The following is a 17449-nucleotide window of genomic DNA, read 5'->3' as shown; positions in this document are numbered from 1 at the left end:
GCAGGTGTCGTCAGATTTCAAAGCCAGACAATGCTCCAGTGTTGACCTGAGAGTCTATTTGACCAGTCAGATAATCCGCTTTCTCCGTTTCTTGCGGGGCAACCTGAACGTTATCTGATAGTAACCAGTTGTTCACCCAAGGTAACGGGTCGTGGCTAATCTCTGCAAACACCGCATCAAATCCAATTCGTTTCATTGCGACATTGGCGCGGTATTTCACGTATTCTTTTAGCATATCGGCATTCAGGCCAATCATAGAGCCATCTTTAAACAGATAATCAGCCCAATTCATTTCCTGTTCAGCCACCGAAACCATCGTGCGAATAACAAAATCACGGTTCCGTTCCGCAATTCGCTTCCACATTTCGCCCTCGCGGCCGTTGTACATCAGTTTGAGCATTTCCTGAGTGACATGGCAATGCAACGCTTCATCACGGGCAATAAACTTCATGATCTTTGCGTTGGCTTCCATCACACCACGCTCGCCAAAAGCAAACGTACAGGCGAAGCTGACATAGAAGCGAATAGCCTCAAGTGTATTGACCGCCACCAATGTTTTAAATACCTGCTCCTGAATCGCCTCTTCACCGTACTGACGCTCAAATTCCTCAACGCCAAGATATTCACGAGCAACAAACAGTTTAATCAGACGATCATATTCTTCTGACACGGATGAGGCGCGTGCGAGGATCATTTCATCTTCAACAATGCCGTCAAAGATAGTTTCAGGATCAGTAACCAGATTACGGATAATGTGCGTGTAGCTGCGACTGTGAATCGTTTCAGAGAAAGACCATGTTTCGATCCATGTTTCCAGTTCCGGCAGTGAACAGATAGGCAGAAAGGCAATATTTGGGGCGCGTCCCTGAACAGAATCCAGCAGAGTTTGATATTTCAGGTTAGAAATAAAAATGTGTCTCTCATGTTCCGGCATGTTCTGGTAGTCGATGCGATCTTTACTCACATCCACTTCTTCCGGGCGCCAGAACAGGCTCAGTTGGCGTTCAATCGCCTTTTCAAACAAACGGTGTTTTTGCTGATCGTAACGAGCCACGTTCACACTTAAACCGAAAAACATAGGTTCTTTAGTGGCATCATTCTTTGCTTGTCGAAATACGGAATAACCTGACATACTTTTTCCTTTTTATGTAACTTTTTGTATTTTGTATTAGTTAATTAGGTACTCAAGACGAATAAAAAGGTGAGCATAAGCCCACCTCTATCAGTGAATTCAGGGATCAGATTTTGCAGGCATCGCCACAATCATCACCGGCTGGTGCCGTTGGGGTTTCACGCTCATCTTCCTCACCAGAGCGGTCACGGGTATTGTGGTAATAGAGTGTCTTAACACCCATCGAATAAGCCATCAGCAGGTCACGCAGAAGCTCATCCATAGGCACACGACCGTTAGGATAAATTTCAGGGTCGTAATTAGTATTCGCGGAAATGGACTGATCCACAAACTTTTGCATAATCGCAACTTTTGTCAGATAACCTTTGTTACTGCCCATCTGCCAGAAGTACTCATACCGATCTTTCAGACGCTCAAACTCCGGCACAATCATGCGAACAGTACCTTCTTTGCTCATCTTCACTGACATAGGTCCACGAGGTGGCTCGATACCATTGGTACTATTTGTGATCTGGCTTGAGGTTTCGCACGGCATCAGCGCCGAAACAGTTGAGTTACGTAAACCATACGCTTTGATATCAGCGCGTAACGCTTCCCAATCCATTTTCAGCGGTTCAGTTACACCAACAGCCGCCTTATCTAATTGCTTCCTATAGTGGTCGATAGGTAGCTCACCATTGGCATAACGAGTTTCATTAAACAAAGAGCATTCACCGAATTCTTTAGCCAACCGATTAGATGCTTTGAGCAGGTAATACTGGAATGCTTCAAATGTGTCATGAACGAACTGATCACCGGCAATGTCAGAATATTTGAAACCGTTCTTCGCCAAATAATAGGCTAGGTTTGTCACGCCAACACCAAGACTACGGCGATTCTTGGTCGAGTTCTCAGCCGCTTTAACAGGATATTTCTGATAATCCAACAACGCATCAAGTGCCGACACAAGCAAGAATGACAGGTGTTCTAGCTCATCGAGGCTTTCAATTGCACCTAAGTTAAACGCTGACAACGTACACAGAGAGATCTCACCGTTTGGATCATCCATGTATTCGAGCGGTTTTGTAGGTAACGCAATTTCCATACAAAGGTTGGATTGACGAACAGGAGCCACCGCCGGATTAAATGCCCCGTGAGTGTTCATGTGGTCTACGTTAGCAATATAAATGCGACCGGTAGAAGCGCGTTCCTGCATGATTGACGAAAACAGTTCCACAGCCGGTACACTAATCCGTTTAATGCTTTCATCAGCCTCAGCCTCTTCATACAGACGGGCAAATTCAGCCTGATCAGAGAAAAAGGCATCGTACATACCAGGCACATCATTCGGACTGAACAGAGAAATGTTTTTGCTTTCAGTAAGACGTTTATACAAAAGACCATTAATCATCACACCGTAATCCATGTGACGAACACGGTTTTCTTCAACGCCACGGTTATTTTTCAGCACCAACAGATTTTGTGTTTCACGGTGCCATAGTGGATAAAACGCAGTAGCCGCCCCGCCACGAACACCACCCTGAGAGCACGATTTGACAGCCGCTTGGAAGTATTTCAGGAATGGTATGACGCCAGTGTGGTTTGCTTCACCACCACGGATCTCACTGCCCAAGGCACGAATAGAACCGAAGCCAAGGCCAATACCAGCACGTTGAGATACATAGCTCACGATTGCTGATGCCGTTGTGTAAATCGATGGCAGAGAGTCACCTGCTTCCATCACCACACAAGAGCTAAACTGGCGAGTTGGGGTACGTAAACCCGCCATAATAGGCGTCGGCAAAGAGAGTTTGAACGTCGATGTAGCGTCGTAAAAGTCTTTCACCATTTGTAAGCGAGTATCTTTGTTCCAGTTTTGGAAAAAACACATAGCTGAAAGCATGTAAACGTGCTGAGGCGCTTCGTACAGCTCGCCAGTAACACGGTTCTGAACCAGATATTTGCCGCGTAACTGAACGGTGGCCGCATAGCCGAACAAATCATCACGCTCAGGATTCAGATAATCACCGAGTTCGTTAATCTCTTTAGATGTGTATTTAGTCAGTAGTTCTTTATCATACTTTTTACGATCAACATTACGTTGGATATGCTCAAGCAGATTAGGATAATCGTAACCACCAAAGGCTTCTTTACGGATTAAACCTATATTTAATTTCGCTGCTACACGGCTATAGTTTGGTGAGTTGACAGAAATTAGATCAGCCGCAGCTTTCACCATAAGGGAGTGAATATCCGTTGTTTTAATGCCATTCTTCGCGCTGATATGCACTTTCATTGCGATAGCTGATGCACTAACACCATCGATTCCCTTAGTTCCATACATAGCAACACGATTAAATTTCTCAGTATCGAACGGCACTTGTGATCCGTCACGTTTAGTAACAAATAAGGTCATTTACATCATTCCACGTTGTTTATATTTTAATTATGATAGGTATGCAATTACGTATTATCAACCACACAAAAACAATATCTTGTGTGGTTGATCTATAAGTGTTCAATATGTGGGTTTATAACAGAGAGGAAATAACCGTAGAAATTTGACGATATTGATCAGTTTGAATACCGGCATGAATTGCCGCAACAGCATCGGCCAGATGTTCATTTTTATTTACCAGCTTAACAACGCCTTTTTCTTTTCTTCTGAGCCAAGGCGCTTCTGGATGCTTGCCAACAGCCCATTCAATAATTTCTTCTTTCGTGGTCGTTTTTTTATTCGCCACAAACTGCTTAATTTCGATAGGCGTTATCTGAATCAATGGCTTATCGATACATGCCAGAACACCAATACAAATACCGTATGACGTTTGAGCACGACTTGATTGGCTACCAATCGGTAATTCACAAAACACTAATTGAGCCTGATCGATAATTGGCTTTACTTTTTTCCAAATCTCGCTTGCACGGCGTAAATCGTCGCTGTTTACACGCACTGACTTCTTATCGCCGGATTCTGTCTGCACCAGCTCCATACGTTCAATTTTGACAATCTGATTAGTAGTGATATCCAGCTCACCAAATACGACACCGAAATTACTCATACTCGGATCTATGCCAGCGATTTTGATTATTTTACTCATGTAGTTACCTGTTTGTGATTGATTTAAAATGAACCGAATGCGAATGAACGACCGTTAACCGATATACTTGCTGACTCATTCATTGGTTTTGGTTTAACTGCCGGCGTTTCTTTCGGTAAAGATAATTCTTGTTCTGCTGACTCATCCGATAAAATTCCCCCTGTGGAATAGCCATCAGAAAGCAACGCTATTTTCCCTAACTCACCCGTTATTTTTGAATTATCGTGATTAACGACAGCTTTAAATGAAAAACCTTCTGTATGTAGGCTAAATTCGTTGCTTAAATCCGTTTTACAGCGTTTTTCTGGCATGACTGGCGTTATCCCACTCTCAACTTCATAAAAGCTGTCTGAGAGCGATTTAGACATATTCCCGATAGCTGAATGGTAATAAGCGTCATACCCAAGTTCTTCATTCAACAAAAGATGGTCTGCTTTTGCGTAAATTAACTTGCGATTATCCTCGATATTGTCTGCGTCAAGATAGGGTGTGTATGCCATCAGGATAAAATCACTTTTACCACCTAAAACGGTATGAATCCGTGTAATGGAAACTAAAAGATCTATAACACCGTCTAGCATTTTCATTGATAACCAGTTGTCAATTTTATCTACAACCTCTTTACCAAATACTTTTCTGAGCCTTGGGCTATCTTTATGCCAGTTATTATCAGTGATCGTAATCCGACCTGATTTATCATCATCGGCAAAATCCAAACCCACCTTGGCTATATAGTGATTTTCATTTGCTGGCTGTTTGTATTTCACAGTCGGCTCAACAATACTTCTAATATCAGCGAAAATCCGCGGCAAGCGAGAAATATCCGCAACTGCTACCGCCAAAACGGTAGCTTGCTGAATAGGTAACTTAGTGGACATACGAACGACCACCTTTAGATTCAACCGTAATAGTCTCTCTGAACCATGACTTCATTTCTTTGTGAGAGATAATCATCACGGTTCCGCGTTCACGGGCTTTGACTTCGAGGATTGCCATTAATCGCTCAAGACCAGCAATATCCAAGGCATCATCGATTTCATCACCGATAAATAACTGGATATTCTTAGTAGCTCGGCTGGCAACTAAATCCTGCAATGCTAAGGCGGTGGCAATACGGACTTTACGCTTCTCACCACCGGATAATCCGGCAAACGACTTGGAGGCACTTTCTTTAGAAACAGAGATATTGAATTTGTCTTTGACTTCACCTTTTTTTGTGGTTTCCATCGTAGACCAAACCGCTGTTATCGATCCGTCTGAAAGCGTATTAAGATATTCCGCCGTTCTTGCATTCAGGAAAGGAGTAACATTGGATAGAATATGGCTACGGACACCAGACGGAGAAAACACTTTCCGTGCATGTTCCAACAAGGCACATTCGTCGTCTAATGTTCCTTTGTTTTTCTTTAAAGTCTTTAAATTATCTTTCAGGAGCGCGGCTTCGTTTTTTGTCTTTTCAATAAGCGCGGTAAACGGATTTAACTCAGCTTCAATCGCCTTTAACTTCTCAATTTCAGCTTTCAAGACACGCTTGCCGGCCAGTTCATCGTTGGTCGATTTTTCGATGTAAGTACGCTGTCTTTGGAATGCGGCTATCTTTTCCATTTCTGTGTCAACGTTAGGTCGAGTGGCTTTCAGAGCATTAAGTGCTGTTTCTGCTTTGACTATTTGGTCGGTTACGACGGTTATTTCAGGCGCTAGTTCGGTAGTAATATGTGCTATATCAGCTTTCGCTTTTTTGATATGACCTTTTTTTACCGTCTCTAAATCACTCTCACAGTATGGTTTACCGCATTCAGTACATGGCACACCCACTTTAGCCAAAACCTCGGTGGCGTTCGTCATAGCACGTTTTACCTGAGCTTTCAGACGGTCGATTTCGTTTTGTTTAATTGTCTGTGTCGAACGAACTTTGGCAATTGCAGATTCCAGTTCACTGATTTTGCGGTCATGCTCAGTCACGCCAGAAATACTGGCACGTAACACCTTTATCTTTTCATCAATCGACTCAAGAGTAGGGTTGTCGCGGTTGGATAACTGAAGTTCGGCTAAATTTATTTCCGCCGCATCAATTACTTTCTTTGCTTCATCAATTCGCAATTTGCGACCGGCTTCCCATGTCTCAGCGGAATTTAAGGTTTCTTCCGCAGTTTCGAGCGCACTACTGAAAGAACGATCCATAATTGTAATCTTACCGGCTACACCATCACGCTCTGCCAATTTTGCATTATGACGATCACGGGCAATCTCATAGGAATGAGTTAAACGATCCACTCCAGCGGCTTCTTCGACAATCGCTTTCAGGTTCTTGTCTGTCATACCGGGTAGATCGGGCATATTTTCCTGACTGGCGTAAATTGAAGCCAGAAAGACTTCCTTTGAAGCCCCGATCAGCTTTTCGATAAATTCCTGAGTGAGTTTATCTGTGCCTTTGGTGAGATCACCATCTTCACATGAAACTATCAGACGGTTTTTATTCGCGGTATGAGCACGATGTCGCATGATTGAGTAACGTTTCCCGTCCTCATCTTCGACGATGATAGCGACACGACAGTTCTTTTCATGATCGGTACTGAGCACATCATCAGCTTTTAAACCGTTGGCTGTTTCGCCATACAATCCCCAACACAGGGCGTTCATTAACGTTGACTTACCGGAACCATTGCTGTTTGCAGAAGTATCATCGGTGTTTTTGCCTTGGATAAGAATTAGACCACGATCGTTCAGTTCGACTTTTGCTTCCGCTATACGCATGAAGTTTTCTGCCGTCATTTTGATAAATTTCATTATTCTTTGCCCTCTGCTTGGGATAACACATCGTCACAAATCGCTGTCAGTTTGGTTACATCAATCGAGGTGTCGCTTTTTCCCATTAGAATGCAATAGTTGCCAACCGATTCTTTCAAGCTGTCAATTTTGGCTGTACCCGCTGTTGCTGTCGTCGCTCCAACCAGAGCCGATTCCATAGTAAAGTTTCTCGTTACACCGCTTGCACCGAGTAATTTCACCATTTTTTCAATTTTTTTACCCTCTTCGTCGTCTTTGATTACAGCGCGGATGCGAACGTAATTCCCTTTGATTGCCGATTCTTCCATATCTCCGTCTAGTTCGAGGAAAATAGGGGCTTGTGTTGAGTATTGTGAATATGATCCGTCAGCGTTAATCAACATATAACCTGCTGTAGTGCCAATGTCGCCCCAATTTTGATGCGTCAATGCGCCTATAGAGATAACACCGGGAATGACCTCTTTGTGGTTGTGATAATGGCCGGAAAGAACATAGCGGAAACCCAACCCCTCAAATTCTTCAGCTTCCATTCCAACATCGGGCATACCTGGTATCGCTTTGTTGATTGAGGTATGGATTATCAGGTCATTTGGGACAGTGGAATCGAGTGTTTTTGCCAACTCTTTAACGGTGTTTAAAAGTTCTTTGTGATCGTTGTACCAGCTAATCATGTGAACTTTAACACCATCGATATCGAACGTTTGAGATGTCTTAGAGCACACAATCTTTGCGCCAATTTTAGCAAATGATGCTGAGGCGTTGGCTGAGAATACAGAATCATTGGTTTCTAAGTCGTGGTTGCCAGCGAGGATATAAACATCTAAACCGAGCGTATTTATGATCCAATCATACAACTCAGACGTGAAGTGCAGGACGGTTGGGGCAATTGAACCACGAACATGAAATACGTCACCACCATGAAACAGAGCCTTTGCACCAGCTTCTTTAGCGGAGATTACAGCTTCTCTCGTGGCATCTAACTGTATTTTTAATCGAGAATTCATACCATCATGAGCGGTTGAAGCAAAGGCATCCCATACATGGTAGTGCGTATCAGATATTAAGCCGTACAACGCTTTCTTCATTTTTTCTTTTACCTTTTAGTATGTAAATAAATACGTATTATCATTTAAATGGTATCAGAATAAAAAAGGCGAGAAAGTAAAAATATAAGGCAATCAGTATATTGAGTGCCTTTTTAGTGTATATTCTGGCTTACAGGTTCCTATGCCATGAAAGATTAATTACGTTGCTTTCAACATCTTCCGGTGTATCACCGAGCTTCTTATCAATTTTATCGATGAGTTCATGCGAGACGTTCTCAATATAGATTGCGGTCAGCTTGGAATCTGGCTTTAAGAAGTGTCCATAAGACTTACGGATCACTCTTTCGACTTCATCAACGCCTTTTCCGGCCATAGCAATGTGGTTAAATTGAGCGTGTACTTCCAGCATCTTATCGATTCCACCTGAGATAACGTTTTTCACTTTGCCAAATCGAATGATATCGCCAGATTTTGAATCTGTAAGAGCTACAACTTTCCCTTTTACCAATCGTTCCTGCCACGTTGTACCCGCTCTTAATGTATTAAATGTTGAGAAGTGAAGACCAACGTATGGGGAGCAAAAGGGGATTGAGGGCACAAATCTGGCACATGTTCTGATAACTGCCTCAGCATGACCTTCTGTGAACGATAAAGCGCGTTGGATAGGACAATTTGAAATGATAGAACATACCTGACACAAGTGGTCATTTCGGGATCGTACTGATTTAGGCTCTATAGTGTAGACGCCTTTTTCCAATCGTCTTACACGTTTATTTTTTTGTTGAGAGTCAGTCATGATTTGCCTTATTTATATTTTACCAAAGCGATCATAGCTGAAAAGAAATGGCTTGTGTCTATTTGCCTAGTTTTAGTCTTCCTTAGGTATTTTTTTTTGATTTGCATTATCTGCCAATGAGTTAAAGGTTAAATTGGGATACGACGGGATTTTATGAATGTTATTCACACGACCGATCCAATAATAAGTTCCAAATAGATCATTATAAAGATCAATAAAGATCCCCGATCTCCGTAGGGGTTGTGGCACAAGGTCTTAAGCGGTATCAACGACTACTATAGAGAGGAAATAGACCTCTAAGGAGAGTGAGAATGACTACTGTAGTCAGCAAAATGACGGCTTAAAAGAGCAAATGTGACCACTATAGGGAGAGGCTCCATATTTTTATTCACTAGCGAGTTATTCAGATATCCACAAGATAGATCCAATAATAGCTCCGATTAGTTCCCAAAGATCCTCGTTGCTGATTACGTATAAATATCAATAGGTTTAGCTAATTGATGACCACTATAAAGAGTAACCCGACCACTATAAAGAGTAAATAAACCACTATAAACATTAATGACACGACTACTATAGATAGCAATAATAAACCACTATAGATAGTGTTCTACTCAGGGTGTGGGAGGTAATTTGTGTCTGAAAATTCAATAGCTAATGTCGTTCTAGCTTCTGCATTAACAGAAGTAAACAAAGAAACCGGTGAGATAATTACACTGACACCGAACACTAACAATACCGTTCAGCCTGTCGCATTGATGCGACTAGGATTGTTTGTCCCTACTTTGAAATCCACGAACCGAAGCAAACGAAATCTCATGTCGTCAATGGATGCAACTGAGGAATTGAAACAACTTTCTCTTGCAAAATCAGAGGGATATAACAATATCAAGATAACCGGAGAACGGCTTGATATGGACAATGACTTTAAAACATGGGTCGGGATCATACACTCGTTTGCAAAACATAAAGTGATAGGCGATAAAGTCACCCTTAAATTTGTCGATTTTGTAAAACTCTGTGGTATTCCGTCTGCCAGATCATCAAAACGCCTGAGAGAACGTTTGGATGAATCACTCCGGCGAATAGTCTCTACGACACTCTCTTTTACTAATGATTCAAAGTCTTATCATACTCACCTCGTTCAGTCAGCTTACTATGATATGAAAGAGGATACGGTGACAATTCAGGCTGACCCGAAGATATTTGAGCTGTATCAGTTTGACCATAAGGTATTACTGCAATTACGGGCAATTAACGAATTAGCGCGCAAGGAAAGCGCTCAGGCACTTTATACGTTCATAGAGAGTTTGCCCACCAGTCCAGCCCCCGTATCAATGGCGAGGCTTAGGGCACGGTTAAATCTTAAATCTCGCCCCAATACTCAGAACGCTACTGTCAGACGAGCATTAGAGCAATTAAAAGAGATTGGCTATCTAGATTGCACAGAGACTAAAAAAGGTAATTCAGTTTACTTCCTAATCCACGAACGGACTCCTAAGCTCAAGAAAAACAAGCCGATTAAAACAGTTAAGAAAGCAAAGACCACTAAAGGATGTAAGACCACTATAGAGAGCGATGATACTATTTTGGCTGAATTGACAAGGGAAGAACTTGAATTGTTAGAAAAAATCAGAAAATCAAATAAATAGCAAATTAACGACCGCTATAGAGAGTAAAAACAGAAGACCACTATAATGAGGAATCAACTCACTATAGTGGTCGTTTCATCTTACTGGTTTATGTTGTGGCAATGTAACGATAAATTCATTTGTATCTATAACAAGTCGATCGTGGATGCGGTGACTTCTCACCGCCCTATCGGGCGAGGGTTTACGGCGAAATTGCTAAGTCACTCTTTATAGTGGTCGTCAGTGCATATGTTCTCATCATTACTCACTTTCATTCTACATCATTGCGATGATGATCTATGTATTTTTATTGATCATCATGAATTGGTGTTGATGGTGGCTGTGGGTATGAATGGAAGTAAAATTACTTTGAATTTTGCAAATGAGGAGAACCCACACCGTTAGTAATTCCCCACCCGCGTAAAGATATTGCGGTAGGAACGCTAAACAAATTACTAAAACAAGCAAATCTGAAATAATTATGATGTTAAGCGGCCGTCAGTGGTCGCTTATTCCGACTAAAAATGAGGTAACTATGAGATACCCAATCTATTTACATCAGGCTGATGACGGTTCATTTTCCGGCTTCGTACCAGACGTAATTGGTTGTTATTTCGCTGGCGATACTATAGATGATGCAATTTCTGATGCTACAAATGCCTTAGATACTTATTTTGAGTATATGAGTGAGAACGGTCATACACCTGTAGAGGCAAAAACTGTAGCTGATCATCTTAATGATGAAGATTGCAACGGTGGAATTTGGGCTTACGTTGATATTGATTTGACTAAATACGAAGGTAGAACAACCAAATTAAACATTACCTTGCCACAATTTCTGTTGGTGAGAATTGATGACTATGTGAACTCACATCGTGAGTACCACAGCCGTAGCGGATTCTTTGCAGAATTGGCTAGGCGTGAACTGGCGAAACATGCGTAACTACAAGTATCCTCTTTGCAAAATCAGAAAAACCCGCCATTTGTGCGGGTTTTTCTGTTATTACTTGGGAAGGTTATGTAAAGGCAAGTTGAAGGATAGATGATATAACGATTATTGCCTTAAAAATCAGAATAATGACTACTATAGATAGTGATTATTGAGAAATATTTAACCGCTAATATGAAAATACTCTGTTACCTTAAGTAGATTTGAGGAATTCCCTAGAACAAGGAATAAACTGTTTATGCTTATGGTTTTTGCGGAAGCAATGATAAAGGCAATAGATGAGTAATAATCATGGCGCTTTATTACCGCAGCTAAAGATTGTTAGAACTCAGGTATCAAAAAGACCCTATATCCAGTGTGATGCGGGTTGAATTGTAGCTTCACACCATTTTCTATTCTATCCGCTATATCGGTATTCTGATTGTATGTATCCTGCATCAACAGCCTAGTATTTCCCTCTCCGTCAGAGTGGTGGAATTTTGTATCTGACTTTCACCGCATTCGTATCGGTAATTGTCAATCTGGCAACTTCTGATTTGATGTGGGGCCAACAACAGAACATCCACAACCAGCATTTTAAAAATGGATGTTGTTTATTACGCCGCAACAGAGATTCAAGCATTAAACCGGCTCCGCCAATGTAAAGCAGAACCAGTACAATAATTAAATTATTCATAATATCTTTTTATAGGTATTTGAATACTTATTATATTGTTTTGTTTGTTGCGAGTAAACATATAAGTTAATTATGTTGTCTGTTACAATTTGTAATTTATATAATTAAGATAATTATATTGTTTAGTTAATGATAATATTTTGCCAAAATAAAAAGAACTAAAATAATGCCTTTAAAATTAATTAGATATATTGTTAAATATGCATAGATAAGAACATTGGTATGATTAATAGTTGAGAAATACAGCATGGTATTTCTCAAACTACCCAAGTGTTACTTTGCAGAGCTTACTGGCTTGTTTCGTAATTCCTTCAAATATGGAATCACTGATATGTGAAGGGAAGTTATCCGGTAGTTGTGTAGCGACATTTTGGATAATGTCAGATGCCTGTTGTCCCATCTCCGTTACTAATTTTGTAGCCAGTGCTGGAGATATCCCGACACGGTTAGCGGTACTCAGAAAATGGCGTGGTAAAATTTTTGCCCAATTGTATTGACGATTCTTCCCTTGTAATGCCATTGCCATTTTAGCTTTTTGCTGAGGAATTCCTCTAGCATGAAACAGAGGGTAGGCTGATAAGATATCGTACAATGGCGTCATAGTAAAAGATGATTCAGGTTCAATAAATACACTGAAATTTTTGGCATGACCATCTATGGCAGCTAACAGCCAAAATAAAATTTGTGCTCGAAAGAATGTTGTCCGATCCAGTGTTGATTGCCGAGAGTTGATAAGCAATTTCATTATCTCTGAAATACCCGGCCCTCCATCTGATTCATATTTTTGTGCGGGAGATATCCCCAGAGCCTGACACATATCTTCCTGTGGTAGACGCATTAACCAAGAGCCGTCATTAGACCATCGTCGATCGAACCTTTGCACGATCAATATTCGTTTATCACCAAATGTTGCTAATTCAGCATTTGCTACTGGAAAACCAAATGCTTTGGCTATTTTGAGACATAACCATTCGTTCTCGCAGCTTTCGCTTAGGTCGATATTATTTTGTTCTATTCTGCCTATTGGTAGTTTAAATATATGACTAGTTGGTGTACTGCCAATAGGGCGCTGCCAATGTTTCTGATGCCATAACAGTGCGGTTTTCTCTTGTGCGCCAGCTAAAGAAATCCTGAAATCAGTATCATTGTTCATTCCAAGCGGAGTGGTCTGGTAATTATCAAGTAGCTGAATTATATCTCCTTCGCTAAGAGGCTCTGAATGTATTTCTCTTACAGAAGTAACATTTGAACCTTCTGGGTAAAGTTGAATTGCGCCAACGCAATCTCGTCCCACATTAGCCAACAGATCGAACGGGTGGGCAGTATCTACTTTAAATTTGGCCTGCATACGTGCAAGTATAATATTTGAATCTGGTAACAAATTACTGAAAAAATTGAATACTTCACGCCCAGTATATTTATGGGGAGTCAGAGGTAAGGAGAGAGAGATGGCGCGTGCACCAACGGTATCAATCCATGACTGTTTGTATTGATAAGACATAGCTCCACTAGCATTACGAAATAAAACTCCGACTTCTGTACCGTTCATTGCAACAATTAAGTGCTGGATTTTCATTTATCACCACTCCTCAGACCAACCACTATTAGCGCATTTATTTGGGTTTCGTTCAGTGATAACTAGCTCTAGATCCAATGCTGACAGCAATTTGAATAAAGTTTCCAACTTGCTTTTTTCTGGGGTATTTTCGAAAGCTGATACTGTACTTTGTTTCATTCCAATAAGATCGGCAGTCTTCTGTTGAGTCATCTGTATTTTCTTGCGTTTATCTCGAATTGCCACCGCTAGTGTTTTAGGTGATGTTATCTTCATAAATATTCCTCCTAAAGGCTAAATCAATATTATCCCTTATAGGGGATAATGACAGTTTATCCGTTATAGAGTATAATTTCAATGTAGTGATATAAAAATAGATAAGTAAAAAAGGGCGCATAACTCGCCCTTGTTGATATATGTATCATTCTTCTTCGTAATCTTCCGGCTCACCTCCATCCATTGCAGCATCCGCAATTTCAGCATTTTCAGTATGCCACTTTTCAAGTAGCTCAATGATTTTCTCAGTAGGCAGCTTTTTGAAGTTTTCGACAACTTCTTTTCGTGAATAAGCTTTTTCACCCAAAAGAATACGACCGGAATCATTCTTTTTCAGATAACCCACTGCCAGCATGTGATCGACTAAAGACTCGGTAGCGTCGATACCGATCTCTGTGTTGTAGTAGAAACTCCACGATGCAGTTTTAAATGGTGGAGCTACCTTGTTTTTAATAATTTTAGCAGTTACAACGTCACCGACTCGCTCCGTACCTTCTTTTATCTGGGATTTGCTTAACTGGACGCGAACAGAAGCGGCGAATCCCGGCGCTTTACCGCCTGGTGCTTTGGTGTTGTCGCCAAATGTAACGCTCAGATCTTGACGGCACTGGTTGAGGAAAATCATACATACATTGTATTTACTCGCCCACTGACTCAGAGCAGGGAAGTGGGAAGACGTACAACGTGCCAGCGCCGTATTATCATTCATATTCAGATCATCTTTCTTTGTCGCTTTGCCACTGGCTTTATTGGCGAACTTCTCGAAAATTTGCTTCGGCACCATTGTTGCCAAAGAATCGAAAACAAGGACAATAGGCGCTGTTGGCGGAATAATCTTCCCGTCGCGGATCTCTTTTACAATATACGAGGCGTATTCGAGAGATTCTTCAAACGTCTCAGGTTGTTGGTAAATCCAGTTTCCGTCTTCACCAACATTCAAACCACATTTTTCGGCTAGGAGTGAGTCGAAACTTTTTTCATGATCCATAAACATTGAAATGCCACCGGCTTTTTGACCTGAAATCATAGCCTGAGTAGCAATGTATGTTTTGCCTGAAGACTCCCATCCAAAAATTTCCACAATACGACCGCATGGGAAGCCGCCATTGTACTTACCTGAGATTGCTTTATTCAGATGTGGTAAACCAGTATCAAGCCAGACCTCGACATGCTGTTGCTTTGCATTGAATTTAACTTTGCTTTTAAAAAATTTCTTCATTTTATCTGCTGACATGGTTAGGCACTCGCTTTCTCTAACGGGTAAATAGTTGCCAGTTGCTCAGGCTCGAAACAATTCTGATTCAGCTTTCTGCAAATACGGTTATACATGGTCATACAATGGCTGTGGACTAAGGCTAATTCCCGCTCAGTAACCTTTATTTCATTCTGGGAAAGGATGGTGCGGACACGACCTAATCCACTACGACCGTACATAGAAACAAGTTCTTTCGCTAAATCGGTAGGGGTGACTGTTACACCCTTATTAATTAAAGATGTGATCATGCGGAAACTCCTTTCAGTCCGTATCGTTCAAATGGAGTCAGAAACACCTCTAAATCTTCTAAAATTGTCTGGAAGTTCAGCTCTAACATTAACTGCCGTAACTTTTCAGGATCGTATTCCATCGGAATAGGGGTTATTGTGTCTGGTTTTAACGGACAACCACGCAACATCATCAATTGCAGGTTGCGTTTGAAGATATCTATCATCCCCATACCCTGCTTTTCGTTAAACTCGTTGCGTGACAGCTTCTCGAACGCTTTACACGAACGGCTTTTCATCAGTTCTTCACCTGACAGAACGACACGACGGATTTCTGCAACTGAGCCATATTCAGCCAAGAATTCTTTTGCGCCTTTCTCGCCAATTCCACCAACTCCGGGGATCGTATCGGACGTATCGCCTTGAAGTGCTTTGCCTTGGATAAATGCCAGTGGTGTGTGATAACCCGTGTCTTCAAAGAATTTATCGAGGCGCAAAATGGAATCGTTGCGCTGATTGATAAATGACACATTTTCATCAACCAATTGCTTGTAATCCCCGTCACCAGAAAGCAAATAGATATGCTCGTATTTGTCTTTTTCCGTACTGACCAATAAGCCGGCCAAATCATCCGCTTCGCCGTCTTCGGCAATAAACTGTTCGACGCCGAGATAAGAGAATGCCTTTTGGATATACGGGCGCTGGAGCTTAAATTTCTCTTTCATGGCTTCCATGTCAGGGTTTGGTTCACGCTTCTTGTAATCTGCATAAATTGCGTTGCGCTTGACGGTCTTACCATCCCAAAGAATAACGACACGGGCTTTTTGGATAGAAGCGAGACGTTTAACAGAGCGGAGTGTGTTGTAGATAGCCTGAGTTTCCATGTCACCGACTTTCAGCGTAGCCGCTGATTGCTGGTGGTAGTAACCTTGGCTGTGTGCATCAACTAATAACAGGTTCATATTCCCCCCAATGATAAGGGCGCACGAATGCGCCCTGTTTCACAACCAAAATTACGATTAAATGCCTTCCAGCTCTTTCATCATCTTTTCAAGTTCGTTGGCATCCAGAGAATCACCGATTGGTTCAGCAATAGGGACTTCACTTGCTGCCGCAGATGCTTTTGCACTATCAACACCAGTAAACTCTGCATCAGATGCCGCAGCCGCAGCCTCTTTAGCGGCGTTTGTTGAGACAGTATTGAAAGGAGCATCGTCAGATGCAGGAGCGGAAAAGCCCGGTAAAGCCGCCCCAGTAGTGCCGGTTGCAGATAGTGCCATTGTGGAAGAAACTGAAACAGCAACACCGGTTAGTGCGCCAATTGCTTTACCCGCGATAGCGATTTTGTTTACGTCACCTTGACTTGCGACAAAGTTTTCTAAACTGATTACACTGCTTGTTAACTTGGCAGGAATTTCGCATTTGGATTTACGGTTAGGAGATACTGAGTATTTGGTATCACGGCCAGCACCGGTACGCTCAATTTTAAACGCATAGCCCGCAGTTGCAGACAGAGGATTGCCGATTTCGTCAGACAGATGTTCTTCAATGCCTTTCAGCACATCGTCAAATACCGTTTGTGGCAGTTCAACTAACTGAGCTTTTTCTGCGGAGTCGAGTTCCGGTGAAGTGGTAACGACGCCGTTAACAAGGAAACGCTGACTGGAACGAATATCGGTGATCAATTCTTCCATTTTTTCGTTGCCTTTATGGATCGCTTTCGCTTCCATCAGTGCTTCGCATAATTCACATGGCTCACCGTATGATGCACTTTTACAGATAGAGGCAACTGTTTTCGCTTTACCACCTTCGTTTGTTTTTACAAAGTGCATACCGAAAGCGTGGTAGAACACACTGTTTGGCTCGGCCATGTTTGGAAAAACACGGAGATAAGAAACGCCGTTTTGTAGCTTAACTGTATCTATGCCACGACCCGCGTTTTTAGTTGCAATTTCTTTACGTTTACCGCGAATAAGCTCTAATAAAGATGTTGACATACCTGTTCCTTAATTTGTTTTGTTTGTCTGTTTTTGTGTTTT

General features: G+C 41.7%; 16 protein-coding genes. 3 read left to right on the top strand and 13 right to left on the bottom strand.

What is annotated here, in order from left to right:
• Positions 1-10: 10 nt before the first annotated feature.
• From nrdB to PSI15_RS10115, 7 genes are all read right to left on the bottom strand, one after another.
• Positions 11-1132: a class Ia ribonucleoside-diphosphate reductase subunit beta gene (gene nrdB, locus PSI15_RS10145; RefSeq protein ID WP_273583433.1), complete on the bottom strand. Its 1122-nt coding sequence runs from the start codon at positions 1130-1132 to the stop codon at positions 11-13.
• 106 nt (positions 1133-1238) lie between these two features.
• Positions 1239-3527: a class 1a ribonucleoside-diphosphate reductase subunit alpha gene (gene nrdA / locus PSI15_RS10140; protein WP_273583432.1), complete on the bottom strand. Its 2289-nt coding sequence runs from the start codon at positions 3525-3527 to the stop codon at positions 1239-1241.
• 115 nt (positions 3528-3642) lie between these two features.
• Positions 3643-4212: a hypothetical protein gene (locus tag PSI15_RS10135; protein ID WP_273583431.1), complete on the bottom strand. Its 570-nt coding sequence runs from the start codon at positions 4210-4212 to the stop codon at positions 3643-3645.
• Positions 4213-4235: 23 nt separating this feature from the next.
• Positions 4236-5090 carry a hypothetical protein gene (locus PSI15_RS10130; protein ID WP_273583430.1) on the bottom strand — a complete coding sequence of 285 codons (855 nt, stop codon included), beginning with the start codon at positions 5088-5090 and terminating at the stop codon, positions 4236-4238.
• Positions 5080-6966: an AAA family ATPase gene (locus PSI15_RS10125; protein WP_443256085.1), complete on the bottom strand. Its 1887-nt coding sequence runs from the start codon at positions 6964-6966 to the stop codon at positions 5080-5082. Before PSI15_RS10125 ends, PSI15_RS10130 begins: the two co-directional genes overlap by 11 nt.
• 32 nt (positions 6967-6998) lie before the next feature.
• Entirely contained in the window at positions 6999-8084 is a 1086-nt protein-coding gene (locus PSI15_RS10120; RefSeq protein ID WP_273583428.1) for a metallophosphoesterase family protein, read from the bottom strand.
• A 130-nt stretch (positions 8085-8214) separates the two neighbouring features.
• Positions 8215-8454, bottom strand: a complete 240-nt coding sequence (locus PSI15_RS10115) for a hypothetical protein (RefSeq protein ID WP_273583427.1) — start codon at positions 8452-8454, stop codon at positions 8215-8217.
• A 1022-nt stretch (positions 8455-9476) separates the two neighbouring features.
• Here PSI15_RS10115 and PSI15_RS10110 point away from each other — a divergent pair.
• The 3 genes from PSI15_RS10110 (at position 9477) to PSI15_RS10105 (ending at position 11415) form a co-directional block, all read left to right on the top strand.
• Positions 9477-10493 (top strand): RepB family plasmid replication initiator protein, encoded by a 1017-nt coding sequence (locus PSI15_RS10110; RefSeq protein WP_273583426.1) that lies wholly within the window; start codon positions 9477-9479, stop codon positions 10491-10493.
• Positions 10494-10879: 386 nt separating this feature from the next.
• Entirely contained in the window at positions 10880-10951 is a 72-nt protein-coding gene (locus tag PSI15_RS18480; RefSeq protein ID WP_337928648.1) for a type II toxin-antitoxin system HicA family toxin, read from the top strand.
• Positions 10952-11007: 56 nt separating this feature from the next.
• Positions 11008-11415: a type II toxin-antitoxin system HicB family antitoxin gene (locus PSI15_RS10105; protein ID WP_273583425.1), complete on the top strand. Its 408-nt coding sequence runs from the start codon at positions 11008-11010 to the stop codon at positions 11413-11415.
• 944 nt (positions 11416-12359) lie between these two features.
• On the opposite strand, the gene PSI15_RS10100 is transcribed toward PSI15_RS10105, so the two are convergent.
• From PSI15_RS10100 to PSI15_RS10075, 6 genes are all read right to left on the bottom strand, one after another.
• Positions 12360-13673: a type II toxin-antitoxin system HipA family toxin gene (locus PSI15_RS10100; protein WP_443256084.1), complete on the bottom strand. Its 1314-nt coding sequence runs from the start codon at positions 13671-13673 to the stop codon at positions 12360-12362.
• A 3-nt stretch (positions 13674-13676) separates the two neighbouring features.
• Complete coding sequence (locus tag PSI15_RS10095) at positions 13677-13928, bottom strand: helix-turn-helix domain-containing protein (RefSeq protein WP_273583424.1); 252 nt, start codon at positions 13926-13928, stop codon at positions 13677-13679.
• Positions 13929-14073: 145 nt separating this feature from the next.
• Complete coding sequence (locus PSI15_RS10090; RefSeq protein ID WP_273583423.1) at positions 14074-15162, bottom strand: recombinase RecA; 1089 nt, start codon at positions 15160-15162, stop codon at positions 14074-14076.
• 2 nt (positions 15163-15164) lie between these two features.
• Positions 15165-15431, bottom strand: a complete 267-nt coding sequence (locus tag PSI15_RS10085) for a hypothetical protein (RefSeq protein ID WP_273583422.1) — start codon at positions 15429-15431, stop codon at positions 15165-15167.
• Positions 15428-16372: a 5'-3' exonuclease family protein gene (locus tag PSI15_RS10080; protein WP_273583420.1), complete on the bottom strand. Its 945-nt coding sequence runs from the start codon at positions 16370-16372 to the stop codon at positions 15428-15430. The genes PSI15_RS10085 and PSI15_RS10080 overlap by 4 nt, the downstream gene beginning before the upstream one ends.
• Positions 16373-16429: 57 nt before the next feature.
• The gene (locus PSI15_RS10075; RefSeq protein ID WP_273583419.1) at positions 16430-17407 is read right to left on the bottom strand and encodes a regulator; all 978 of its coding nucleotides are present in this window, start codon (positions 17405-17407) and stop codon (positions 16430-16432) included.
• Between the last annotated feature and the right edge of the window lie 42 nt (positions 17408-17449).

Origin of the sequence: Xenorhabdus sp. PR6a, assembly GCF_028599065.1 — a bacterium.
Classification (GTDB): domain Bacteria; phylum Pseudomonadota; class Gammaproteobacteria; order Enterobacterales; family Enterobacteriaceae; genus Xenorhabdus; species Xenorhabdus doucetiae.
This window is presented reverse-complemented; position numbering and strand designations above follow the sequence as displayed.

Bases quoted from the DNA above. Each gene is read 5' to 3' on its own strand.
- nrdB (WP_273583433.1), bottom strand. From the start codon at position 1,132: ATGTCAGGTTATTCCGTATTTCGACAAGCAAAGAATGATGCCACTAAA.
- nrdA (WP_273583432.1), bottom strand. From the start codon at position 3,527: ATGACCTTATTTGTTACTAAACGTGACGGATCACAAGTGCCGTTCGAT.
- PSI15_RS10135 (WP_273583431.1), bottom strand. From the start codon at position 4,212: ATGAGTAAAATAATCAAAATCGCTGGCATAGATCCGAGTATGAGTAAT.
- PSI15_RS10130 (WP_273583430.1), bottom strand. From the start codon at position 5,090: ATGTCCACTAAGTTACCTATTCAGCAAGCTACCGTTTTGGCGGTAGCA.
- PSI15_RS10125 (WP_443256085.1), bottom strand. From the start codon at position 6,966: ATGCGTATAGCGGAAGCAAAAGTCGAACTGAACGATCGTGGTCTAATT.
- PSI15_RS10120 (WP_273583428.1), bottom strand. From the start codon at position 8,084: ATGAAGAAAGCGTTGTACGGCTTAATATCTGATACGCACTACCATGTA.
- PSI15_RS10115 (WP_273583427.1), bottom strand. From the start codon at position 8,454: ATGCTGGAAGTACACGCTCAATTTAACCACATTGCTATGGCCGGAAAA.
- PSI15_RS10105 (WP_273583425.1), top strand. From the start codon at position 11,008: ATGAGATACCCAATCTATTTACATCAGGCTGATGACGGTTCATTTTCC.
- PSI15_RS10100 (WP_443256084.1), bottom strand. From the start codon at position 13,673: ATGAAAATCCAGCACTTAATTGTTGCAATGAACGGTACAGAAGTCGGA.
- PSI15_RS10095 (WP_273583424.1), bottom strand. From the start codon at position 13,928: ATGAAGATAACATCACCTAAAACACTAGCGGTGGCAATTCGAGATAAA.
- PSI15_RS10090 (WP_273583423.1), bottom strand. From the start codon at position 15,162: ATGTCAGCAGATAAAATGAAGAAATTTTTTAAAAGCAAAGTTAAATTC.
- PSI15_RS10085 (WP_273583422.1), bottom strand. From the start codon at position 15,431: ATGATCACATCTTTAATTAATAAGGGTGTAACAGTCACCCCTACCGAT.
- PSI15_RS10080 (WP_273583420.1), bottom strand. From the start codon at position 16,372: ATGAACCTGTTATTAGTTGATGCACACAGCCAAGGTTACTACCACCAG.
- PSI15_RS10075 (WP_273583419.1), bottom strand. From the start codon at position 17,407: ATGTCAACATCTTTATTAGAGCTTATTCGCGGTAAACGTAAAGAAATT.